19 protein-coding genes are annotated in these 23,471 nt (G+C 38.3%); 7 read left to right on the forward strand and 12 right to left on the reverse strand.

Features of this window, described 5'->3' with window-relative positions:
• Positions 1 to 346 precede the first annotated feature (346 nt).
• On the forward strand, positions 347 to 1,039 hold the full coding sequence (locus tag ESZ26_RS04520) for a DUF2982 domain-containing protein (protein ID WP_146798418.1): 693 nt from the start codon (positions 347 to 349) through the stop codon (positions 1,037 to 1,039).
• Here ESZ26_RS04520 and ESZ26_RS04525 read toward each other — a convergent pair.
• The 4 genes from ESZ26_RS04525 to ESZ26_RS04540 all read right to left on the reverse strand — a co-directional run bounded on the left by ESZ26_RS04525 (position 1,036) and on the right by ESZ26_RS04540 (position 7,653).
• On the reverse strand, positions 1,036 to 3,111 hold the full coding sequence (locus tag ESZ26_RS04525; RefSeq protein ID WP_146798420.1) for a transglutaminase TgpA family protein: 2,076 nt from the start codon (positions 3,109 to 3,111) through the stop codon (positions 1,036 to 1,038). The two genes, ESZ26_RS04520 and ESZ26_RS04525, sit on opposite strands and share 4 nt — an antisense overlap.
• Positions 3,111 to 4,100 carry a DUF58 domain-containing protein gene (locus ESZ26_RS04530; protein ID WP_170246305.1) on the reverse strand — a complete coding sequence of 330 codons (990 nt, stop codon included), beginning with the start codon at positions 4,098 to 4,100 and terminating at the stop codon, positions 3,111 to 3,113. The genes ESZ26_RS04525 and ESZ26_RS04530 overlap by 1 nt, the downstream gene beginning before the upstream one ends.
• 59 nt (positions 4,101 to 4,159) lie before the next feature.
• Positions 4,160 to 5,092, reverse strand: a complete 933-nt coding sequence (locus ESZ26_RS04535) for an AAA family ATPase (protein WP_146798424.1) — start codon at positions 5,090 to 5,092, stop codon at positions 4,160 to 4,162.
• A 650-nt stretch (positions 5,093 to 5,742) separates the two neighbouring features.
• Complete coding sequence (locus tag ESZ26_RS04540) at positions 5,743 to 7,653, reverse strand: hypothetical protein (RefSeq protein WP_146798426.1); 1,911 nt, start codon at positions 7,651 to 7,653, stop codon at positions 5,743 to 5,745.
• Positions 7,654 to 8,447: 794 nt separating this feature from the next.
• Here ESZ26_RS04540 and ESZ26_RS04545 point away from each other — a divergent pair.
• Positions 8,448 to 10,145, forward strand: a complete 1,698-nt coding sequence (locus tag ESZ26_RS04545) for a proline--tRNA ligase (protein ID WP_146798428.1) — start codon at positions 8,448 to 8,450, stop codon at positions 10,143 to 10,145.
• 123 nt (positions 10,146 to 10,268) lie between these two features.
• On the opposite strand, the gene ESZ26_RS04550 is transcribed toward ESZ26_RS04545, so the two are convergent.
• A complete protein-coding gene (locus tag ESZ26_RS04550) occupies positions 10,269 to 11,591 on the reverse strand; it encodes a YfiM family lipoprotein (protein ID WP_146798430.1) in 1,323 nt (440 codons plus the stop codon).
• A 100-nt stretch (positions 11,592 to 11,691) separates the two neighbouring features.
• Positions 11,692 to 12,282 carry a C40 family peptidase gene (locus ESZ26_RS04555; RefSeq protein ID WP_146798432.1) on the reverse strand — a complete coding sequence of 197 codons (591 nt, stop codon included), beginning with the start codon at positions 12,280 to 12,282 and terminating at the stop codon, positions 11,692 to 11,694.
• A 169-nt stretch (positions 12,283 to 12,451) separates the two neighbouring features.
• Between ESZ26_RS04555 and ESZ26_RS04560 the strand changes: the two genes are divergently transcribed.
• Positions 12,452 to 13,666 carry a pyridoxal phosphate-dependent aminotransferase gene (locus ESZ26_RS04560; protein WP_146798434.1) on the forward strand — a complete coding sequence of 405 codons (1,215 nt, stop codon included), beginning with the start codon at positions 12,452 to 12,454 and terminating at the stop codon, positions 13,664 to 13,666.
• 25 nt (positions 13,667 to 13,691) lie between these two features.
• Positions 13,692 to 14,285 (forward strand): 5'-deoxynucleotidase, encoded by a 594-nt coding sequence (gene yfbR / locus ESZ26_RS04565; protein WP_146798436.1) that lies wholly within the window; start codon positions 13,692 to 13,694, stop codon positions 14,283 to 14,285.
• 90 nt (positions 14,286 to 14,375) lie between these two features.
• Here yfbR and ESZ26_RS04570 read toward each other — a convergent pair whose 3' ends face one another.
• Positions 14,376 to 15,926, reverse strand: a complete 1,551-nt coding sequence (locus tag ESZ26_RS04570) for an HD domain-containing phosphohydrolase (protein WP_146798437.1) — start codon at positions 15,924 to 15,926, stop codon at positions 14,376 to 14,378.
• A 684-nt stretch (positions 15,927 to 16,610) separates the two neighbouring features.
• On the opposite strand from ESZ26_RS04570, the gene ESZ26_RS04575 reads away from it, so the two are divergent.
• The 3 genes from ESZ26_RS04575 (at position 16,611) to ESZ26_RS04585 (ending at position 19,346) form a co-directional block, all read left to right on the forward strand.
• Positions 16,611 to 18,335, forward strand: coding sequence for an acetolactate synthase 3 large subunit (locus ESZ26_RS04575; protein ID WP_146798439.1), 1,725 nt, complete (start codon positions 16,611 to 16,613; stop codon positions 18,333 to 18,335).
• Positions 18,335 to 18,832: an acetolactate synthase small subunit gene (gene ilvN, locus ESZ26_RS04580; protein ID WP_146798441.1), complete on the forward strand. Its 498-nt coding sequence runs from the start codon at positions 18,335 to 18,337 to the stop codon at positions 18,830 to 18,832. Before ESZ26_RS04575 ends, ilvN begins: the two co-directional genes overlap by 1 nt.
• A gap of 82 nt (positions 18,833 to 18,914) precedes the next feature.
• Positions 18,915 to 19,346, forward strand: a complete 432-nt coding sequence (locus tag ESZ26_RS04585; protein WP_146798442.1) for a GNAT family N-acetyltransferase — start codon at positions 18,915 to 18,917, stop codon at positions 19,344 to 19,346.
• An 11-nt stretch (positions 19,347 to 19,357) separates the two neighbouring features.
• Here the strand turns inward: ESZ26_RS04585 and folD are convergent, their stop codons facing one another.
• From folD to rnd, 5 genes are all read right to left on the reverse strand, one after another.
• Positions 19,358 to 20,218 carry a bifunctional methylenetetrahydrofolate dehydrogenase/methenyltetrahydrofolate cyclohydrolase FolD gene (gene folD, locus ESZ26_RS04590; protein WP_146798444.1) on the reverse strand — a complete coding sequence of 287 codons (861 nt, stop codon included), beginning with the start codon at positions 20,216 to 20,218 and terminating at the stop codon, positions 19,358 to 19,360.
• 134 nt (positions 20,219 to 20,352) lie between these two features.
• Positions 20,353 to 20,862, reverse strand: coding sequence for a YcgN family cysteine cluster protein (locus tag ESZ26_RS04595; RefSeq protein ID WP_146798446.1), 510 nt, complete (start codon positions 20,860 to 20,862; stop codon positions 20,353 to 20,355).
• Between the two features lie 43 nt (positions 20,863 to 20,905).
• Entirely contained in the window at positions 20,906 to 21,961 is a 1,056-nt protein-coding gene (locus tag ESZ26_RS04600; RefSeq protein WP_146798448.1) for a lytic murein transglycosylase, read from the reverse strand.
• A 10-nt stretch (positions 21,962 to 21,971) separates the two neighbouring features.
• Entirely contained in the window at positions 21,972 to 22,262 is a 291-nt protein-coding gene (locus tag ESZ26_RS04605; protein WP_146798450.1) for a YcgL domain-containing protein, read from the reverse strand.
• Positions 22,263 to 22,314: 52 nt separating this feature from the next.
• A complete protein-coding gene (rnd, locus tag ESZ26_RS04610) occupies positions 22,315 to 23,454 on the reverse strand; it encodes a ribonuclease D (protein ID WP_146798452.1) in 1,140 nt (379 codons plus the stop codon).
• Between the last annotated feature and the right edge of the window lie 17 nt (positions 23,455 to 23,471).

A 23,471-nucleotide genomic window follows, 5' to 3' on the forward strand; every position in this document is an offset into this window, starting at 1 on the left:
CTGACTATTTCGAAGACAACGAGGATAGCTTAACCCATTAATTGATTGTGGGATATTATCAATGGCTAAGTATAGCCCCTATATTCATACTATCTAAATATTAGATTAAATAATCAATAACTTATTAAAAATTAAGCCACTTATTTTTATCGATAAAGCCTATCCATAGTGTACTAATAAGCATTCTCATAAACATTAATCTCTTTGAGAGGTGATAATGTGAGCCAATATAAGTAGACATAAGCCTTTATTAATGGGCTCAAGGCCAGTTGATTTAAAAATGCGCTGTTCAACACGTTAATAATTAGGCATATTGAGCTTAACAGTAAAAAATAATGATGGTTAAATGGCTGAAAAACTTGTACAACAACCAAGCATAACAATTAAACCTATCGCTAAACATAACGGAATTTTCCTGGTTATATTGGGCGCGTTAGTTTTGTTTACTACGCTGCTATTCGCTCAGCACTACTGGCAAACATATAGATTTGCCTATATGTTTATGACCCTACTCAGTCTGGTTATCATTTTGATGGGTGTTGTTAAACTTTTTGAGCCTGCCATTAGCCTTTTTTTGACTCCAGATAAAATAATTTTCAATCACCGTTACGGTCACTGGCAATTAGCATGGCAGGATATCAAAAGTATTAATATCATTACTGAAGTTGTGGGTTTAGACCGTGAAACATTACCTTATATAGGCATACGCTTGGTTGCTATAGAGAACATCGCTAACAATATTTCGGTTAGATTGGCGAACAGGTTGATCCATCAACAACAAGGATTGATTATTTATGGTGTTTTGCATCAGCTGATGACAATGGAACAAGCTCAAATGAATTTCAACCCCTTTATCCTGTCAAATGGAGAGCGTGTAAAAGGCCCTGTCGCGGCATTTCTTCATCAAAGTGAACGATTATCATCTGCTTTTGGTTACCACTTATTCTTACCTGCTGACAGTTTTGATCGAGGTATTAATGAGTTTTGTCAACTGATAAAACAATGTCAAAGGGCAAGCTCGACTTATCACCAGAGTTAATCGCTGACCTTTGGCTTTTTCGGGAGCTTTTTTAATTGTTTTGTTAATTGCCCTTGGTAGTAATTCATTTCAATTAAACACTGCGCTTTTTGTTCAGGCGTTAATGCTTGATACATTATTGCTTCAAAGCTCTGGGTATAAGCAATAAAATTTGTCGTCAATAACGGAAATCGTTCAATCACTAACCTTGAAAATTGACTGGCAGCCATAGTGTCAGGCTTTGTTAAACCTTTAGCTTTTAATAACGCTAAAATTTGCTGATACTGAGCTAACCATTTCACTTGCGGTTTACGTTTAGCGCTCTTTAAATTAACTAACCACATCACAGACATCAATAAAATTAATGCTCCACCAATAATTGCCGCTATTTTCCAAGCACGCAAATGACCAAACCATTGTTTGAGTAAATAATATTGTTTTTTTGATGAATAGCCTAAAACCAATCGTGTCCATTGATAATCTAGAGCATCGAGCTGCAAGCGCAGGTTATTTAGCCAAGCAAGGTGTTTATAACGATGTAAATTTAGAAAGTCGTTATTGAAAAGCGCCTCTTGCTGTAACATTTGTGAAAGTCCACTTTCTACTCGCTCAGGGTTTACCGCCGACGTGGGATCTACGCTGATCCAACCTTGGTCTTTAATCCAAATTTCAGCCCATGCATGAGCATCATATTGGTAGATACTAAGGTGACCACTTTGTTTGTTATACTCGCCGCCTAAATAACCAGTAACCAATCGGGCAGGCACACCAGACGCTCTCATCATAAAAGTAAATACGCTGGCATAATGAACGCAAAAGCCCTTTTTAGTTTGATAAAAAAACTGATCTAATTCATGCCCTGATTTAGCCCCGGTTAATAAAGGCGGCGTTAGCGTGTAATAAAAGTCTTCTTCTCTAATGATATTCAAAATAGCTTGCGCCCGTTCAATGACGTCAGGATAACGTAAACTAAGTTGTCGTCCTTGCGCTTGTAGCTTAGGGTTACTGGCGCTAGGTAGTCGTAAACTTGTCAACCATTGATGGTCACTTAACGGCGAATTAAGCAATGACTGGGGATAACTACTGATTTGATAACTGCTTGTTTGGCTAACCGGCTTACTATTTATAATAGTGTAATTGGGACCTTGATCGATAGTCATTTGGTTATCTTTTAAACTTTCAGGGTTGACCACCGCCAAAGAAAAGAGCCAACGTTGATAACTCGGCTCGACCATTACTTGATAACGCGTTTGTTCACCAATTAATGTCGCTGGAGTTATATCTGGCGTGTTAGTTATGCCAGTGTTCTTTACTGAGCTAATGTTACTTTGTTGCCATGTTCGCCCATCAAAATCATCCATAACCATTGCTCGCCAGTACAATTGGTTGTATTGCGGGATATCGGTAAAAAACTTCACTCGAAAGGCCAGTGCTGAAGATCTTGCTAAATGCGCAATATCCCCCGGAGTCACACTTTCTGATAAACCTGTCTGGGCAGACTTTGCTGATGGTACCTGCCAAAAAGGTGCCACTCGAGGGAAAAAGACAAATAACACCACCGCAAGCGGAATACTTTGTAGTACCGTTTTACCACTTTGATAAAGGTTATTCTTAAGGGGTAGCGGCGTGGAAAAATACGCCGAAAGCAGGCTTAAATTTAACACCAGTAAGCAGAAGACAAAAAATGACAGAAATAAAGACTGAGAAAAAATCAGCACTGATGCCAATATAAAAACACCCAGTAAGACAATTTGATAGAAATCTTTGCGAGTAGTTAACTCTAAACTTTTTAAGGCATAGGCAAAACAAAGCAAATGTAGCATGCTTAATAATACCCCTAATTCTTGACCGCTTATCGCGATAGCAATCGAACCAGAGCAAGCCAGCAATAAAATCATGAGTCGCTGTGGTTTTATTGCTGGCTTGATAAGTGTTAAGCCACGCCAGCATAAACAGACACTAATAATAAGCAACATCCAGCTCGTTAATTCACTAACGAGTAATGACACATTAAGCCCCTGACAAACAAGCAAAGCCCAAGCATGTTGAGGTAATTGGCTAAATTTTTTATTTGTCACGGTATTATTTATCATCAGTGCGACTTAGGATAAATGGCTAGCGCCATTAAGCATTGTTTACAATGAAGTTCACCTTGGCCAGGCTGTATTTTTTCTGTTGCTAAATCCAAACCAAATACTTGCTCGCTACGGTGGTATTCACTAACGAGAAAGCACAAGTATTCTAGTTGCTTCTCAAGTCCGTGATTAGGCATATCATTAAGCTTTAACCAACACCTTGTTCCTTGTTGTTGATGATAATGTTTAGTTAATCGACCTTGCCCGCGCGCATATTGTTTCCAAGCGATACGAGAAAGTGGCTCTCCCGGAAGATAAGCTTTAAGTTCAAAGAAATCATCTACTCCTGGTTTACTCTTAGCTAAAAATAAATTGTCTTGCTCTGAGTCGCTTAAATCGCTTTGTCTATGACTCAAAGAAATGGCTTGAGGATACACAGTACATTGCTGGTCAAAATCGATTCTTGTCCAGCTGATAAATAAACCTAAAGAAAATTCACTTGATACTTTTAGCCGACCAGGAGTATACACCCCTCGGGTTTGGTACGAACAGCGCACATAAACCGTCTGTTCTTTGGTCTCACTTTGAGCAAGATGAAAAACAGTTTGGTCATCAAAGCCAAAATTAACCGCAAAACGTTTATTAGCTGAAGATATTTTGATAGGAAAAGCTATATTTGCTTTTGCATGCCCTTGTGCGGTTTTGTCTGCAGATAAAACGATGCCAGATAAATTAAAAAAGCTTTGCATCATGGTGGTGATAAAGACACTCGCCATTAAGTAACTTAATAGCATAATGACATTATTTTGATAATTAGTGGCTAGAAGAAATAACAACACCACAAAAATGAGATACACAAAACCAAAGCGGGTCGGCATAATAAAAATATTACGATTTGATAACTTATGCTCACTTGCCGGCGGAATTCGACGCTTTAACCAACGATTAAATCGTCTATTAATAAAGCGATTACCATAATTCTTTATCGGTTTTAACCATTTTACCACTATCATCTCTACTCTAGCGTTAACTAAATGAATGGTTATCGCTATTACTGTTATACACGCTATGAATTAAGCGGATTTAAGACATTAACTTGTCCGATAACCTGCTCTGAGATTTGTTGCTGATACTCGCCAAAGTGAACAGGAGTCGACTCAAGCCTATGCTGACAAACAGCACTAAATACCGCTTGAATATCTTCGGGTATTAGATACGTTCTCTCGTCCATAAAAGCCCATGCTTTAGCAGCACTGACCAGTGCTTGTCCAGCTCTTGGTGATAGAGGTCGACCGGAAAATCCTTGCTGTCTACTGACATGATTTAAGGCGATAACATATTCAATAATATTATCTGATACCGTCACTTGTGATACTGCGGCTTGCATGGCGATAAGTTTATCGGTATCAACACAGGGCAATAGCTTTTTATAGCTAGTGTGACTACTTTCACTCTGTAAAATTTGTTTTTCTGCTGCGATATCTGGAAACCCTAGAGATATACGCATCATAAATCTATCGAGTTGCGACTCAGGTAAGGGATATGTTCCTGCATGTATTATAGGGTTTTGCGTAGCAATAACAAAAAAAGGTTGTGGTAGTGGGTAGGTTGTCCCATCGATACTGACTTGATGTTCTTCCATCGCTTCAAGTAAAGCGCTTTGTGTTTTAGGGCTTGCTCTATTGATTTCATCACTTAGCACCACTTGATTAAAAATCGGTCCTCGATGAAGTTCAAATTTTTTAGTTTCCGGATTAAATATAGAGATACCAATAACATCCGCCGGTAGCAGGTCACTGGTAAACTGTGTTCGTTGATAACTCAGCCCAAGCGTTTTTGCTAACACCTGCGCCAATGTGGTTTTACCCATGCCGGGTAAATCTTCTATCAGCAGATGACCTTTTGCTAATAAACACGCCAGTGCTAAACGTATCTCGTTAGGCTTGCCTAGAACAACGGAGCCGACCTGAACTAAAATTGCTGAAACTAAATGTTGCATAACGTCATCACCACATCATTTAAAAGAATTGCTGTCATTAAATATACCTACCAATAAAATAACAGAGCTACCAAAATAATATCAACAATTACTCAAGATAAACACCGGCAATTAATACCAAAGGGCGATCAGTTAAGTTCGGTTAAATGCCCTGATGGAGAAAAGTCACCAGAACCTGAACGTCTGTTAAATGATTAGACTTCATTTTCACTTAGACACTAGCCGGTGTTAATCGTTAAATCAGCCACTGTAGACACTAAACTTTATTGATTTGAATTTATTGTAGAAGTTGAATAAAGTTGGAACCGTCTAAATAAAGATGGAAACCGTTAAATAAAGTCGAAAACTGTAATTATTACGTTTAAGCACCGAAAATAGCCTTCAAAAAATTTAATTAAACTTTGAAATAGTTAACTTCTAAAATATCACTTTAAGGGCTTTAGCTGCGACATTCGAGACCTTTTCTAACACCCTACATCTGCACTAAAATGGACTTCTCTGATACGATAGCGGAAGTTAGCATCAATAGATTCTTGAGCTATTTTAGTGTTCAAGAAACATTGAACTACCTTCCTCTTGATAGTCAACAAAGCCACCATTGCCGACACTCGGCACTTAGGCCTAATTTCTTTATTTACAGCTTTTTTAGCCTATTGTTCAAATCGAAAAGGGGCAATATATAAATCGCTTAAAGTTCCATTACTGCCATCATCCTCATAGACAGTATAAGATTCTATCCAAAACATCATTCCACTACCTTCATTATTCATTTCAGTTTCTGCTAGAGACACTCTAGTGCCTTTAGCAGACCAAGCAATATCTTCAAGCTTGGATGTCTGCCAAGAATTAGATTCAGTAAAAGACACTTCTAAAGGGATAACTCCAATGAAATAAAGTTGAGCTAAAATCTTATTATCATTGGTGAATTTGAATGCTAACCACTGAGGGGTGGCTGGCCCACTTTCGGTTGGGTTATCTATATTTTCAGGTGTTAACCAACCTATACTTGGTTGAAATCTAGCTACCCGCAATTGTGTGTTGTAACTGTTGTGCCAAAAGACAGCCGCATTTTCATTGTCATTTAGAATTATTTTTGGACTACTACCCCGTTGTTCATTATTGTCACTCACAATAATTGGCAAACCCCACCCCGTTTCAGAAGAATATTTAACAACTCTTATGAGCTCATCTTCACTATCATAAGCAAGTAAAATTTGTCCTTGATTACTTAATGCAACATCGTATTCAATACCTAATCGGTGGCTGTCGATCAGGATTTGCTCAGACCATGATGTTTGTTCAGGATTAGAAATGTTAATCATTGTTGAATATAAGTGCCAGCGAGTATTGTCATCCCAACTTTGCCACAAAACAATACCTTGCCCATTATTATTCAAAGTTAAAGAAAATTTTGGATAAGCATGCATAAAGTCCAGTAGAGGTATCTGCGCGGCCTCAGACCAATTCCTAGTCTCATTAGAATAAACACTATAATAGCCTTGTGAATTAAACTCCCACAATAATAATGCATTTCCTGACTCATCTAACTTCAGCTCAATGGCTTCAGAAATGGATTGACGTCCAGTATTTCCTGATGCCATAGTGATAGGAGCACTCCAGTTGCTATTTGTGCGCGTTGTGACATAAAGCCCATCGATGGTTGTATATGCAACTATCGCCTGTGTGGGAGAATTCAAGCCTGAATTCGCAGCAACTTTTAAGACGCGAATGCCTAATCCATCTGTATTGTCAAACATTGTGGTTTCGTCTATCAACTCAAGAGAGTCATTGTAAATTGCTAGTTTTAGTTTATCGTCAAGAGAAAAGTTATTTTCAAACCAAGCAGAATATTGCAACCCATCTTCGCCAATTGCCGAATCAAAAGCACCAAAATTCTCAACTTTAGTAGCAAGCGCTTGTATTTTTGAAACGGTAAATTCCTTTATATAATCGATTCCTTCAAACGTAGCAACAACGTTTGCAGTTCCAAAGTTTTCACCTTTCAGGTTTACTATATCGTTTACCTCAATTATTTGAAGTATTTGTGATTCAGATGTCGACCACTGAACTTGATTAGTTAAGTCCACAGCTAAGTGATCAGTTGACATACCAATCGCGTGTATTTCAAAATTAGCACCTTTTGCTATAGAGTCTCGAAGCCTCAGCCTAAGCTCTACCACGACATTTTCTATTTCTGCAGGTGTAATAGTAAGTGACACACTCGCACTTACCCCTCTATGCGTGGCTGTTATTTCTACGCTGCCAGTATTATTTGTATTTATACGCACAGATCGATCAGTAAGTTTAGTTATAGTCACTATACTTGGGTCAGAGGCAACCCAATTTGTTATGAGGGCATCAGATTGTTTTGTGCCATCTGACAAACGAACTTCAGCAGTAATATCAAAAAAACGACCTTTGGGATTAGAAAGAGATGAAGCCTCCAGCTTTAAGGACTCCACAAAGGCTACTGTATTTGAACTATTTGATTCTCCACCACCACCGCAACTCATGAGAAATAAAGATACAGTTAAGAGAGATATAATACGTAAAATATGCAAGTGAAGATCCTTTTTCTTGTGCTTATATAATTGATTCCAATATTTACACAAAACAAAACAAAACAAAACAAAACAAAACAAAACAAAACAAAAGCAAAGCAAAGAAAAACTGTTTTTTAGCTATGTAAAATTAAATCAACACAATGAATTACCTCTAAATAATCACGATTTACACATTTAAATTTCCATTTTTAAACCGCATTATGCGATGTTATTTATTTAGTAAGTGATAAAATCTACAAATGAGTTATCCATATAAAAATAATTAGAACTATTAATGTCATCTGTACGACATCAATTAGCGCTCTTAAATGAAATGTGACCGACAGCAATGAGCTTAAACCAGCCGCACAAATGAGCAAAAAATTTTGGCTAACAGTGCCCTGAATATACTTCTGAATTTGCAAAGGCTTAATGTCCGCTTTTGGCTAGCTATTGACCTAAAGAATGGGCGATAGCTAACGTGAAATTTACGCACACAGAAGACGTTAACACAGTCATTTTATGATGTGTTTCGAATGATTATTAAGGTTCACTTATGCCAGTTGAAGTCAGGTTCCAACTTTATTTGAAGTGATTTTGGTGTTTTTTTAATAAATAAAACTTACTGCCGCATTTGTTTCTATCTTTATCCACAAAGCCCATTTTTTCTCAACGGCATAAATAGGCTTGCTTGGGGTTTTTATTTCGATCTTTATTTAGCTTCTACATTTATATTTTCCTTTTGCCCATCGCCCCGCCCTGCTAGAATAACCGACAATTATTTACTCGATATTTTACGGAACCTTTAGTCAATGCGTACTACTCAATACCTACTTTCTACCTTGAAAGAAACGCCAGCCAGCGCCGAAGTGATCAGTCACCAATTAATGCTCCGTGCCGGACTGGTTCGAAATGTTGCTTCGGGTTTATATACTTGGTTACCCACAGGACTGAAAGTATTAAGAAAAGTTGAAAATATTGTTCGTGAAGAAATGGAACGAGCAGGTGCTATTGAAGTATTAATGCCGATGGTTCAACCTGCTGATTTATGGGAAGAGTCTGGACGTTTAAATGATTACGGCCCTGAGTTACTGCGCATAAATGACCGTCATGACCGCGCCTTTGTTTTAGGTCCAACGCACGAAGAAGTCATTACAAAGCTAGTCGCTAATGAAATAAATAGTTATAAGCAATTACCGCTGAATGTATTCCAAATTCAAACAAAATTTCGTGATGAAATCCGCCCTCGATTCGGTGTGATGCGTGGTCGTGAATTTTTAATGAAAGACGCCTACTCTTTCCATTTAGGCGAAGCATGTTTACAGAAAACTTACCAAATTATGTTTGACGCCTACTGCCGTATTTTTGACCGTTTAGGTTTAGATTACCGCCCAGTCATTGCTGACACAGGTTCTATTGGTGGCCAAGCTTCACATGAATTTCATGTTTTAGCAGACTCTGGCGAAGACGATATTGCTTTTAGTGATGCTAGCGACTTTGCAGCTAACGTTGAAAAAGCGGAAGCTATTGCGCCACTAGGCGAACGAGCAGAGCCAACTCAGCAAATTAGTACGGTAGAATTAAAGCTTGAACGTTTAATAAAAACCTCAAACATCGATTTAAAAAATACCGTTAAAACACTATTAGTACTTGGCGCTAGTGCTGCAGGTGAACCAGAAAAATTCATTGCGTTAGTGCTTCGTGGCGATCATCAACTAAATGAAGTTAAAGTTGAAAATTTATCAGGTATAGCTTCACCTTTAACATTTGCAACTGATGAACAAATATCTGCAATTGCTAACTGCCATATCACCTCATTAGGCCCTAAAGGTTTGTCTGTTGACGTTATTGTCGACCGCAGTGCTGCTCATCTAAACGACTTTGTTTGTGGAGCCAACGTAAATGGTCAATCTTATACTGGGGTTAACTGGCAACGAGATTGTGATGAAATCAACATTCAAGATATCCGTAACGTCGTCGAAGGCGATCCTAGTCCTTGTGGTAGCGGGAATATTGTCATTAAGCGCGGTATTGAAGTTGGTCATATTTTCCAGTTAGGCGAAAAGTACGCACAAGCAATGAATTGTGGCGTATTAACAGAAAATGGTAAAAATCAAACATTAACCATGGGCTGTTACGGCATAGGGGTGTCACGTATTGTTGCTGCAGCCATTGAACAAAATCACGATGCATACGGCATAAAATGGCCAGCAGCTATTGCCCCCTTTCAAGTGGCGATTGTTCCAATGAATATGGCAAAATCTGCCCGTGTTAAAGAAACGGCAGAAGCTTTATATGCACAATTACAACAAGCTGGTATTGAAGTTATCTTCGATGACCGTAAAGAACGTCCGGGTGTGATGTTTGCCGACCATGAATTAATTGGTACGCCAATATTATTAATTGTTGGTGAACGTAACCTTGATGAACAAAACGTTGAAGTGAAAAACCGTATTAGTGGTGAAAAATCGTTAATGGCAATCAGTGATATCATGTCTTTGTTTAGCTAAACATCGTTATTCATTGCCATCAATGTGCAAGGATGCACTAATGTCTTGAAATACAGGATGTCCATCCAAAACATAAAACGCGACCTTAAGGTCGCGTTTTTTATTGCCTAAAAGTAAGTGTTGTTAATCTCGATAAACAGGAATTTTACGTAAACGTTCATCAATGCTTTGCAGCATACTCCGATAAACTAACGAATCAATATCACGATAATATTGTTCAAATTTCTGTTGAGATATACCTTCGGGTAAGCCAGTCAACTCAGGTAGAATAAAAGCTTCATCTGTGATGTCAGCTAAGTGTTCTTGCACTTTCAAGGCACTTTCATCAGAGGTGGTCGCAAGCATTGCCAAGCGAGTCCCAGCCCTATCAGCCATCAAGTCAGCAAAACTAAAGCCACTTCCCCCTCTATTTGAATCTAAAAATTCTTTTAGTTCGCCAATAGCATTACTTGCCGTACTGGTACCAAATAACTGCAAAGCAACCGAGTAAATAAAATGCTTTTGAATATCAACTCTTTCTCGTAACTTCACCCTCGCACGGCGTGTGGTGCGCTGCTGTAATTGCTCAGCTGATAGCTTAGAAATATCACCCACCAATAACTCAAACTTATTGGTGCCAAAATAAAGCACTAAGGCCATTAAAGCCGCGCGATTTTCTTGCGCAGGCGAATCAGTTATTGCCGCTAAATTCCGTTGTTTAACTAGACCAAAAGTAAAGCCAACATATTCGGCTAGCGAAAGGTTAATCGTGTCTGACTGCTCAATCGTCTCAACCAAGCTTTGATAATAAAAACGAATCACCTCAACATCACCATATAAAGCCAGTTGATCACGTAAAGCAAAAAGGCTATTTTTATTGCTTAACGGCTCATTTTTTAAATCATCAGAAAGTACAATAGCGACCGAAATTTGCTGCGAAGTAATATCAACACTTTTAATCATACTTAACAGCGCACTGCCAAACTCTTTTTTTACATAGAGATTAGTGAACCATTCAGCCAATTTAATCAGCCCATTACCTGGGAGCGCAACACTGCCAATATAAACAGTGCCCAAATCAACGCCTTCCTTTGAAGAGACAAGCACCACCTCAACATTAAGGTATTTAATGAGTTCAGGAAAAGGTAAGGCTAAAGAAAAGTTAATTAACGCACTATCTTGAAAGAGAACAATATTAGCATTTAGTTGTGGAATGGCTCGGTGCGCAAAAGCACTGAGTCCATGAAGTTCAGCCTGAGTGGCTTGCAAATGTATCGGCTGTTGGTTACTTTTCAAAGATTGTATTAAACGCTGTGCAATACGTTTATTTTCTGCCGCCGAGTTAGCATCAATTTGATGTATTCTTTGTAACTGTGGCGATGACTGTAAAGCCATAAAAATAACAATAATAACCAAACAAAACAAAGTAATGAACAAGAGTAAAATTCTTTTTAACCAAACCTTCAAAAGTAAACCTTAATTGTGCACAATATTATTGAGCTATATTCTGATTGCCTTAACGATAAAAGTATAGTGAAAAATGTCACTAATTTATCGCCTTAACTAATCAGCAATCACAAATATCCCAATAAATTTTCCGATCGAATAATCTCGCTAATCGAAAATTTAAGGCTTTAAATGTTGTTAAATTATCATCATCGGGCTTAAAACATTGCCAAATAAATTGGTGACAGTTATTTTCTATCAGATGATAATCACGGTATTGAAATATTTGTTGCTGCGCTCGTTGCGCAGCAAGTTCACTAGCAATAGGTTTTCCCTTTGAATCACAAGCAATGAAAATATATTTACCTGAACGCTCTTTAGTAAAGCGTGCTACTGAAATAGCTTTAATCAAACCATTACCATCAAGTTCAACAATCGTATCATCACCGATCCAAATACCCGTATGATCAAGTAAACCACCAACGCCACAACAAACAATAGCGCCTATTTCTGGCTTGACTTTTTCGCTGGTATTGAAGATATCTGTTGGGTACTGAACAACAGGTGACTCATGCGATTTCAGCTTATCGAGACTTTGCACGTCGCGATAATAAAAACGTTTTTGTTGTTGTCTTTTCCTATCATCGGCTAACTCTTTTACCGCAAATGCTGATATTGCAGCAGCCCCTAACCATAATAAAGGTAATGGCATTATTGACCTCTGTGCTTAAATTTCACTCAATTAATAACAAGATGACGCTTTTATTTCATTAATGCTATAAGAAACTTGCAAGTAACTGTTTCAAAGCGGCTGATTATTAGTAACAATGAGAGATACATCATCAATCACAATATGAAAAATATTCTATGAGACGCCGGTAATGAAAAACATCAAAAAATCATCAAAATTGAATAATGTTTGTTATGAAATTAGAGGACAAATCGCCGCCGAAGCCCGAAAATTAGAAGATGAAGGCCATAAAATATTAAAGCTTAATATCGGCAACCCTGCTCCATTTGGTTTTGCTGCCCCCGATGATATTTTAAAAGATGTTATTCGCAACCTACCCACAGCACAAGGATATTGCGAATCTAAAGGTATTTATTCTGCGCGTGTTGCCGTGATGCAGTATTTTCAGCAACAGGGTATATTAGATGTTAGCGTTGAAGATATTTTTATTGGTAATGGTGTTAGCGAATTAATTGTTATGGCGATGCAAGCCTTATTAAATAATGATGATGAAGTTTTAATACCGGCGCCCGATTACCCCTTGTGGACAGCATCCGTAGCGCTATCTGGTGGTAAAGCTATTCATTATCGCTGTGACGAAGAAAACCAATGGTTTCCTGACTTAGTGGATATGGCGAACAAAATCACCGATAAAACCAAAGCTATTGTGCTAATCAACCCCAATAACCCAACGGGCGCTGTTTACAGTGAAGCGCTGTTAAAGGGCATCATTGAACTAGCACGTAAGCACGATTTAATTATTTTCAGTGACGAAATTTATGACAAAATTTTGTACGACCAAGCCATTCATATACCGACCGCAAGTTTAGCACAAGATGTCTTAATTATTACTATGGGCGGTTTATCGAAAAATTACCGTATTGCTGGTTTTCGCGCCGGGTGGATGGTCATTAGTGGCCCTAAGTTCCATGCAGAAGACTACTTAGAAGGCTTAAATATTCTTGCTTCAATGCGCTTGTGTGCCAATGTACCTTGTCAACATGCTATTCAAACGGCATTAGGCGGCTATCAAAGTATTAATGAATTGATCAAGGATGACGGTCGGTTAATCAAGCAGCGAAATCTAGCGCATAAAATGATCAATGAAATTGATGGTTTGTCCTGTAACCCTGCGATGGGCGCACTGTACTTATTTGTCAAAGTCGACCAAGAAAAATTCAATATCATTGATGATGAGAAAATGATTTTAGACTTACTTAGACAAGAAAAAATTCTATTAGTCCATGGCGGTGCATTCAATATCAAAGAGAAAAATTATTTCCGTTTAGTGTTTCTCCCCCATGTGGATGAATTAATCCCTGCAATGGCTAAACTTAAGAACTTTTTCAGCACCTATAGTCAGTAAAGATTCATTTATAAAGGAAATAACCATGCAAAGTACTTTTTTAGCTTGGATGTTCAGAATGCCGTTGATCAAACGATGGGCATTAATGTTTTGTGTAAAGCCTGAGAACGTTGCCGAACACTCCCATCAAGTGGCAATTGTTGCACATTTGTTAGCGGTCATTAAAAACAAAAAATTTGGCGGTAACATTAATGCCGACCGTGTCGCCACCATCGCTTTATATCATGAGGCAAGTGAAACTCGCTATGGCGATATTGTTAGCCCAACTAAATATGCTAACAAAGAAATAGCAAGAGAATTCAAAAAGATAGAGTACTTAGCAGAAAAAGAATGTTTAGCGTCTTTACCCGAAGAGTTTCAGGAACTTTTTTCAGATATCATCGTTCAAGATAATGTTGAAATCCACTACAAGACGATCGTAAAAGCGGCGGACATTTTAGTTGCTTATATCAAAGCCCTTGATGAGCTTAATCACCACAACCCTGAGTTTTTACATGTAAAAGAGCGATTAGAATTGAAACTAACAGGATTAAAAAAGGAAATGCCGGAAGTAGAATATTTTATGGAGATATTTCTTGAAGCCTGCTCAGCCACGGTCGATAAAATAAGCCAAAATTAGGCTTACGTTAACCTTAAAGTAGAGTATCAATGAAGATATTCTACTTTTCCGTCTTCAATTGACAGCATAAGTCTGGCTTAGTGGTTAGGTTTAGAATGCAGAATCATCAGGATTCAGTAGTCTAATTTGGCAAAACTCATCATAATTCTCCATAAACACATCAATCAATTTTGCTTCAAACTTTTTACCTCTTTGCTCAATTAAAAAGGCTTTTATCTCGATATTAGACCATTTTTCTTTATAACAGCGCGTAGAGCCCAAGGCATCAAAAACGTCTGCAATAGCCATAATACGTGCTTCGAGTGGTATTTCTTCACCTATCAGGCCATCAGGGTAGCCACTGCCATCCCAGTTTTCATGATGATAATGCGCTAACCTGGCGCCTAGTTTTGAAACACTTGTTTTAGATTTTGACAACAGCTGAAATCCTGCGTCAGCATGAGTTTTCATGATTTCCCATTCGTTGTCGTCAAGCTTGCCCGGTTTATGGAGCAAATTGACGGGAATAATCACCTTGCCGATATCATGGAGCGGTGCAGCCAAACGAATAGCATTGATAAAGGCCTCACTTAATTGTAATTTTTTCGCTAACAATTCACAGATCAGTGCGACACGATGCACGTGAGAACCTGTCTCTTTACTACGCGCTTCAATGGCTTCACCAACGATATACAACAACTCTTTCTGAGTCTTTTCTATTTCATGTTGTTTGGATAAACTATCAAGAATAAGCGCAACATTAGTGGCAAACAACTCGGCTAAATTGGCTTTAAAATGTTCTGCGTCGTCTTCAAACTCAATATAAAGTACCGAGACTGAATTATCAGATGTTTCATAATAACCAACAAATATTTCATCGGTGAAATAATGTTTTTTATTATCAAAGGCTTTTTGGATTAAACGTTTAACATCACTAGAAATATCTGAGGTTTCAAGACTATCTGACTCACTGACATATTTACCGGTACAAGCGATGATTAAATTTGAGCTAGTTTCATCATACTCTAATTGGCTTCGAGCAATATAAAGTGCAGAACTGTCAACATCCATTAAGGTCAGTAAGTGTTCTAGAGCAGCAGAGCCAAAAGGCTTGAATTGATTGATTTTTAACAGATCATGGGTGGCTTTTATTAACTGTTTAAAAGCATCTAAACTACGTTGAATCGTCATTATGTCACGGTAGGCACGGATACTTGCATAGACGGTTGTGTTCATTTTACTAGCAGTAAAGTCAGTTTTCTCTTTGTAGTCATTAATATCAAATTCTTTAATCACTTTAGCTTCAGGAGCTGACCCTGCCTGTCCCGTTCTCAGGATAAGACGTATCGCTTGGTTCTTTAAAGTATTGCGTATCCATTCAACAAGCTCTAAGCCTGCATGATCAGTTTCCATAACAACATCAACGAAGGCCATACAGAAAGTATCATCTTTCAATAATATTTCACGTGCTTCAATAGAAGAATAAGCTGAAATAATTTCTAAGTTTCTATGTTCAATATTAGCGTCAGCTAAGACCAGTCGAGTCACTTGATGAACAGATTCATCATCATCAATAACCAATATCCGCCAAACCTTATTTTTTTTGGCTTTAGCCGTTAATGAGTCGTTTACTGATTCTTCTTTAAAGAGAAAGTTTGACATTATTAATTCGTATTATTGTTATAGTTAACCCTAAGTGTAATTAAAATATAGAAAATGTCCTGTTATTTATGCAAATAACGGGTAAATATAATAAATTAACTTTAAAATAATTAGCAATGTAAACTAAAACGCATAGCCATAAAGCAATGCGACTATTTTTAACTCGCTAACTTTCACCACAGCAAACACATTACTGATAGCTATTTAGCGCACAAAAATATCAAGCGATTTATTGTCGATGAAACAGCATATTATTTACCCTATATTTCACGTTCAACTGAACACGCCACCGAAATAAAATAAACATAATAAAGCCCTTAATAGGATCACTAGTCATCAAAAAGCAAAGGCTGTTGCATGGCTATATAGCTAAATCATCAGCTGACAATTAAAATGTTATGAGTATATTGGCCTAAATTGTAATTATTTATTGACACATAGAGCAAAACATCTTAAAAATAGAGCCATAAATACTTTTCTTCGGATTCAATTTAAAATGAATTTTACATTTTTACACACTAAGCTCCTCTCTGTCGTCATGGTCATTAAACCATTACGGAGCTGGTGTTGTGTGTAAGAAAAGTTATTAAATAACCAATACAATAAACCCTCGCTCTGCACAAGACCGAGGGTTTTTTTATTGTTGAAACTTTAGTTTAACCATACTTTATAGAAGGCAAGCTCATGACAAAGAAGCAATTCACTGGTGCACAGATGGTAGTAAAAGCATTAGCGGCACTCGACGTGAAGTACATTTTTGGCTATCCAGGTGGTACCGTTTTAGATATTTACGATGCCTTATTTCAGCAAACAGACGTTGAACATATACTGGTTCGTCATGAACAAGCAGCAACTCATATGGCCGATGGCTTTGCTCGGGCAACCGGCGAAGTGGGCGTAGTACTTGCTACATCAGGACCTGGGGCAACAAACTGTATAACGGGTATTGCGACCGCTTACATGGATTCAATTCCTATGGTGGTGCTTTCAGGACAAGTACCAACCACGCTTATTGGCGATGATGCTTTTCAAGAAACGGACATTGTTGGCTGTTCTCGCCCCATCGTTAAACACAGTTTCAACTGTCGAGTAGTTGAAGACATCCCTAATATTATCGCTAAAGCTTTTTATATTGCTAGTACCGGAAGACCAGGTCCGGTGGTTATTGAGCTACCTAAAGACTTATTAATGCCAACAAGTCTGGGTGAATTTCATATTGAAACTGATGTTAAAATGCGTTCATATAACCCAAGTATTAAAGGTCATCCTAAGCAAATTAAGAAAGCTGTTAAAGCGATGACTACCGCTAAGAAACTGATCGTTTACTCGGGCGGCGGGGTTATTATCGCTAATGCATCAGGATTATTAACAAAACTTGTTGAAAAGTTAGATGCGCCAATCACCAACACCTTAATGGGTTTAGGTGGCATTTCAGGCACCCATAAAAATTATATCGGTATGTTAGGCATGCATGGTTCAGTTGAGGCCAACAAAACCATGGCAAATGCTGATGTCATTCTTGCCCTTGGCGCTCGTTTTGATGACCGTGTAACCAATAATGTTAAGAAATTTTGTCCCGATGCTAAGATAATTCATGTTGATATCGACCCGACTTCTATTTCAAAAACCATCAATGCCCATATTCCTGTTGTTGGCCTACTTGAAGTAGTGTTACAACAATTATTAGATGAATTAGCGGCAACAGACTTTGAACCCAATAAAGAAGAAAGAGCGCAGTGGTGGCAAGAAATTAATCACTGGCGTGGGCTAAACCGCGTAGGTTATGTGCAAGAAGGTGAGCAAATAAAGCCGCAACGCGTAATCGAAGCTATGTATAAAATAACCCAAGGTGAAGCCTATGTTTGCTCTGATGTCGGTCAACATCAGATGTTTGCTGCACAATACTACCCGTTCGCTAAACCTCGCCAATGGATAAACTCTGGTGGTTTAGGCACAATGGGCTTTGGCTTACCTGCTGCTATGGGAGTTAAATTAGCCTTCCCTGAAAGCCATGTTATTTGCATAACAGGTGATGGCTCTATTCAAATGAATATTCAGGAGCTTTCAACGTGTTTACAGTACAACTTACCTGTGGTTATTATTTCGTTAAATAACCGTTCTTTGGGCATGGTTCGCCAATGGCAGGATATGGTTTATGGTGGCCGTCATTCCTCTTCCTATATGGAGTCGCTACCTGACTTTGTAAAACTGGCTGAATCATATGGTCATGTCGGTATGCAAATAAACCATTTAGATGAATTAGAAGATAAGCTGACCGAAGCCTTTGCCATTAAAAACCGTTTAGTTTTTGTTGATGTATTAGTTGACGAAAACGAACATGTTTACCCAATGCAGATAAGATTGGGCGCAATTGATGATATGTGGATAAAAAAAGGAGTAAAAGCATAATGCGCAGAATTTTAGCTGTTTTATTAGAAAACGAACCGGGCTCTTTATCACGTATTGTTGGCTTATTTTCACAACGAGCCTTCAATATTGAAAGTTTAACCGTAGCGCCCACTGAAGATCCAAGTTTGTCGCGTATAACCATAGCAACACGAGGCGACGATAGAGTATTAGAGCAGATCGTCAAACAAGTTAATAAACTCATTGATGTGATTAAAATTACCGATTTAACCGAGCGCAGCCATGTTGAGCGTGAGCTACTACTGATTAAAGTGTTGGCGATGAACGATAAATCACGCACTGAAGTTAAGCGTATTACCGATATTTTCAGGGGCTCAATTATCGATATTGGTAAGCAAGTTTATACCATTCAATTAACCGGCGATGCTGAAAAGCTTAATGCTTTTGTCACTACACTCGCCAATGAAACTGAAATAATTGAATCGGTACGTTCCGGTTGCGTCGGTATTGCTCGTGGTGAAAAAGCGCTTAGAGTATAATTAACGCCTAACCTAAAAAAACCAAGCGATCTGCTTGGTTTTTTTGTTTTACAATAACCAAGTAATCACCAAAAGCCCGATAATGAAAACGACTTTTTCTCCCGCAACTAAAAGTGATAAAAAATCACTGATGCGTTTTTATAAACAGCAAAACTATAGCGCCGGTCTACTTGGTTTAGACAAGGTTTACTTGCTTAAGTGCTCATCAGAGATGATTGGCGCGGTTATAATTTCAACGCTGGCCGAAAATAACCAACAGTCGTTTTTACATGGTTTGGTTATCGAGCGGGCATTTCGGCAAAAAAAATTAGCCTCGCAGCTATTAACCTTTGTTGTCACTCAAGATAAACACCAAGAAATCTTTTGTTTTGCTGATAAAACGCTAAGTCACTTTTATCAGCAAAACGGCTTTGGTCAGATAACTCAACAACAATTACCCGAGCCGCTGTTAATAAGATATCTAAGGGTAAAGAAAACCAAGAAGAATTTATTGGTGTTTACATTTCACCGTTAATTTTATAAACATTAACCATTAAGGCGAGCTGCTGCAACCGTGTTTTTCAATAAGCAGGCAATCGTCATTGGGCCAACACCACCAGGTACCGGTGTTATCGCTCCACAAACGGCTGCAACATTAGCAAAGTCGACATCACCAACAAGCTTGGCTTTACCATTTTCATCTTCTATACGGTTGATACCGACATCAATAATGGTTGCACCTGGTTTTATCCAGCTGGCTTGAACAAAATGAGCACGACCAACCGCAGCAATTAAAATATCGGCTTGCTGACAAACTTCTGCTAGGTTTTTAGTGCGAGAATGGGCAATGGTTACCGTACAGTTTTCTTGTAGAAGTAACAGTGCAACAGGCTTACCAACAATATTAGAGCGACCAATAACAACCGCATGCAAGCCAGACAAATCTTCACCTAAGTGTTTTTTTGTCAACATAATACAACCTTGTGGCGTACAAGGCACTAATGCGCCAGGCTCGCCATTTAACAAGCGCCCCGAGTTCATCGCATGAAAACCATCAACATCTTTATTAGGGGTAATAGCCGCAATAATAACGCTTTCATCAATATGTTTAGGTAAAGGTAATTGTACTAAGATACCGTGCACTGCATCATCGTTATTTAACTGTTGCAGCACTGCTAATAATTGCGCTTCGCTGGTGTCGTTTGGTAATTTAATTTCATTAGAAATCATCCCTACTTCACGCGTTTGCTTTACTTTATTACGCACATAAACTTCACTTGCTGGGTCTTCACCAACAAGCACCACGGTTAAACCCGGTACAACTCCCTTATCTTTTTTAAGCTGGGCGACTTCAATTGTTAATATTTTTCGTAAATCAGCAGCTGCCTGCTTACCATCAATGATCATCTATATTTCACTTTATTAGAATTAGAATTAGAACCTTGGTCAACGAGTAACGACTCAATCAAGCGTTAGCCATCAACCCTTGTTGCTATCACCTTTGCACTGGCCTTTTTGATAGAGAGAAGCAAAGCATAAGGTTAATCGATATCATTGAGCGGCCATGAAACGATGAAGTCTTCAAAATACTCTATCGCAACATCGTTATCTTTAACTATTTTTCCTCGAACCGACATCCCCGCTTTATGCATAGCGGTCTTTTTGCCATTATTAAGTAATGGATGCCACGAAGGCATGCCTCGTCCCTCTTTTAAACGACGATAAGTACAGCTAGGCGGCATAAAAAAAACACCGTCTAAGTTTTCTTGTGTCAAACGCACACAATCAGGCACTAAAGTGGTACGTTGTTCGTATTTAGAACACTGGCAGCTTTTTTCATTCAACAAATGGCAAGCAATATTAGTGTAATGAATCTGCTCACCTTCATTAATATAAGTGGTTGGCAGTAACTCTGTTTCCTGGGTTGTTTCATCATCATCAATAAATTTGTTTAGACAGCATTTAGCACAACCATCGCAAAGAGACTCCCACTCAGGTCGACTCATTTCTTCTAATTTTTTGGTTTGCCAAAAAGGAGCTTGTTCGCTCATAAATATCTTCTCTTTTACTTTTCTATGGTGAATCGAATGAATTTTACTGAATAGGTGGAAATTTTATTCTGTCTGATAAATGACCGACCGAACTAACAAAATAATAAGATAGATTCCAGTGCATTAGACTCTTATAATTATTATAAGCTAAATAAACACGGCCATTTTCATCATCAGGAAATACCAGTGCAGCTTTAATATCGACTTTAGGTAAGTGAGTACCATCGGCACGTCTAACACCTAAAGCTTGCCATTGTGCTAAGGTTTTCTCTGTTTTTTCCCAAGCTTTTAACCAGTTTTTTCGGCTACCAGTATTTTTAGGAATAGCCAACGACTTATCAAAGTCTGCCGGTAATTTAACCTGTCTACCCCAAGTTAATTCGTCGCTCCAACCTTCTTTTTTAAGATAGTTAGCCATAGACGAAAAAACATCGTCTAAATTGCCCCAGATATCTTTCTTGCCATCGCCATCACCATCAACCGCAAAAGCAACAAACGAGGTTGGCATAAACTGATTTTGCCCCATAGCACCCGCCCAAGAGCCTTTCATATTTTCAACACTGACATGTCCTTGTTGAATAATCGTTAACGCTGCCCAAAGTTGTTTCTTAAAAAAGACTTCACGGCGGCCTTCGTATGCGAGCGTAGTTAATGCCGAAATAACATTATAATTACCCATGATTTTACCGAAGTTAGTTTCTAACCCCCATAACGCCACGATAAAACGCGGTTGAACACTATATTTTTTACCAATTTTTGTTAACAGCGGTAAATGTTCTTTATACAGTGCTCGTGCTTTATTAACTTTCCAGTCAGGAACACGTTTTGGTAAATAAGTATCTAAAGTTTCGACAGTTTCTGGTTGAGAACGATCGGCTTTTACCGCTCGCTGGTGAAATTTAACCTTTGAAAAGGCATTATTAACAAGTGCATTGTCATAGCCCTTGCTCAGCGCTGCTACTTTGAGTGCGGCAACATATATTTCAAAACCCGCTTCACTTAGATCTTTTTTTGCTGCTTGAGCAGAGCTAGTTAAACAAAGCAAAAAACAACAACAAATTAACAGACTATATTTTTTAATATCAAAGCTAATCGACATGCAACACTCCTTAATCATTATTATTATTTTTTAATTTCATTTCCGCTTTATGTTGGTCAAGTAAGTTTTCTACCGGTGGCGGAAGTTGTAAGTAAAATCCTTGCTCATTTAAGTTTGCTTTTACTTTTTCAATGTCTGCAAGTGCCAGTTTTTCTTTTTTTGCTAAATTCATCACAGTAACGAGTGTTGGTGAACCAAACATCAACATCAAGGGTGCCGGCACTGCTGAGAAATCATCACGTTGTTTAACAAAAAGATATGTTTGCGCTTTTTTAGTGCTTTTATAAATGGTACACAGCATAAAGGAGACCTATGTTTTTAGTATTAGTGTTTTAAAATGCCTAAGTGACAGTTTATTTAAAATCATTATTGGCGAATAAATTTAGTTGCTCACCGAACAAGGTTTTACGCCAGCCCGACAGGATATCAATTGATTCACTATATTCGGGCGCATTGTATAATTTAAAATGCCATGACAAAAATTGATTAATTTGTTTTTTAGAGGCTAAATTTTCAGGGGTAAGTTCCGCTTTTAGCGCTTGTTCAACAACAAAGCTTTTCACTTTCTTAAATATTTGTTTATAACCTGGGTATTCATCAAGACGAAAAATTTTCTCTGGGTATTGACCACAATCTTCTTGCTCAGCCTTTTTTAAGACCATCAACATCGTTTTGCCCTTGTGGCGAACGTCAAGCATTTCGACGCCTTCAAGATTGGCCATAACAGCAACGTTATCAGGGTTATGAACCGCTAAAGCAAACAAGGTGTGATCTTTGGCGATAAAGCCTATTGGCATATCACGACTTTGCGCTTGCTTAAAACGCCAACTGGCTAAGTGTTGTAAGATATACAACTGCTTGGCGCTGAGTTTCCAGCTTAACTTGATATTACGATACAATTTACTTTCATCAATTGGGGTGAATTTTTTCTCTATCAGTAATTCGCTTTCTTCCTGCGCGGCATCAAGCCAGCCTTTTTGCTCAAGTTCATCGCGAATACGCGGATACAGTTGAAATAGATACTCGACATCGGCTTGCGCATAATCAAGCTGTTTAGCACTTAAAGGACGCTTCATCCAATCGGTTCTAGACTCAGACTTATCAACTTCTATTTCGAGATAATGATTAACCATCGCGGCATAGCCCATAGATAAACCATGGCCAAGAAACGACATCATTATTTGGCTGTCAATTAAGTTAACCGGACGACAATTTGCCGCAGTCAGAAAAACTTCTAAATCTTCTGAACAAGCATGCAGCACTTTACAAATTTTTTCATCGCTTAATAGCTGCCAAAAGGGTGATAAGTCATCGATAGCAACGGGGTCAATTAAGGCTAAATTTTCCCCGTCGTTCACTTGAATAAGACCCAATTTAGGATATAAGGTACGAGTACGAACAAATTCGGTGTCGATTGCCAAAAAGTCTGCTTGCGCAAGCTTCTGACAAAGCACGACCAATGAGGCATGATCTTCTACGTAAGTTTTATTCAAGTGTATCCCTTAAAAAA

The organism is Colwellia hornerae (assembly GCF_007954355.1).
GTDB lineage: Bacteria > Pseudomonadota > Gammaproteobacteria > Enterobacterales > Alteromonadaceae > Colwellia_A > Colwellia_A hornerae.

Excerpts from the sequence above, each read along its gene's own strand:
- ESZ26_RS04575 (WP_146798439.1), top strand. The coding sequence starts at position 16,611 with ATGACAAAGAAGCAATTCACTGGTGCACAGATGGTAGTAAAAGCATTA.
- ESZ26_RS04520 (WP_146798418.1), top strand. The coding sequence starts at position 347 with ATGGCTGAAAAACTTGTACAACAACCAAGCATAACAATTAAACCTATC.
- ESZ26_RS04555 (WP_146798432.1), bottom strand. The coding sequence starts at position 12,282 with ATGCCATTACCTTTATTATGGTTAGGGGCTGCTGCAATATCAGCATTT.
- ESZ26_RS04560 (WP_146798434.1), top strand. The coding sequence starts at position 12,452 with ATGAAAAACATCAAAAAATCATCAAAATTGAATAATGTTTGTTATGAA.
- ESZ26_RS04535 (WP_146798424.1), bottom strand. The coding sequence starts at position 5,092 with ATGCAACATTTAGTTTCAGCAATTTTAGTTCAGGTCGGCTCCGTTGTT.
- ESZ26_RS04525 (WP_146798420.1), bottom strand. The coding sequence starts at position 3,111 with ATGATAAATAATACCGTGACAAATAAAAAATTTAGCCAATTACCTCAA.
- yfbR (WP_146798436.1), top strand. The coding sequence starts at position 13,692 with ATGCAAAGTACTTTTTTAGCTTGGATGTTCAGAATGCCGTTGATCAAA.
- ESZ26_RS04605 (WP_146798450.1), bottom strand. The coding sequence starts at position 22,262 with ATGCTGTGTACCATTTATAAAAGCACTAAAAAAGCGCAAACATATCTT.
- ESZ26_RS04585 (WP_146798442.1), top strand. The coding sequence starts at position 18,915 with ATGAAAACGACTTTTTCTCCCGCAACTAAAAGTGATAAAAAATCACTG.
- ESZ26_RS04545 (WP_146798428.1), top strand. The coding sequence starts at position 8,448 with ATGCGTACTACTCAATACCTACTTTCTACCTTGAAAGAAACGCCAGCC.
- ESZ26_RS04570 (WP_146798437.1), bottom strand. The coding sequence starts at position 15,926 with ATGTCAAACTTTCTCTTTAAAGAAGAATCAGTAAACGACTCATTAACG.
- ilvN (WP_146798441.1), top strand. The coding sequence starts at position 18,335 with ATGCGCAGAATTTTAGCTGTTTTATTAGAAAACGAACCGGGCTCTTTA.
- ESZ26_RS04595 (WP_146798446.1), bottom strand. The coding sequence starts at position 20,862 with ATGAGCGAACAAGCTCCTTTTTGGCAAACCAAAAAATTAGAAGAAATG.
- folD (WP_146798444.1), bottom strand. The coding sequence starts at position 20,218 with ATGATCATTGATGGTAAGCAGGCAGCTGCTGATTTACGAAAAATATTA.
- ESZ26_RS04600 (WP_146798448.1), bottom strand. The coding sequence starts at position 21,961 with ATGTCGATTAGCTTTGATATTAAAAAATATAGTCTGTTAATTTGTTGT.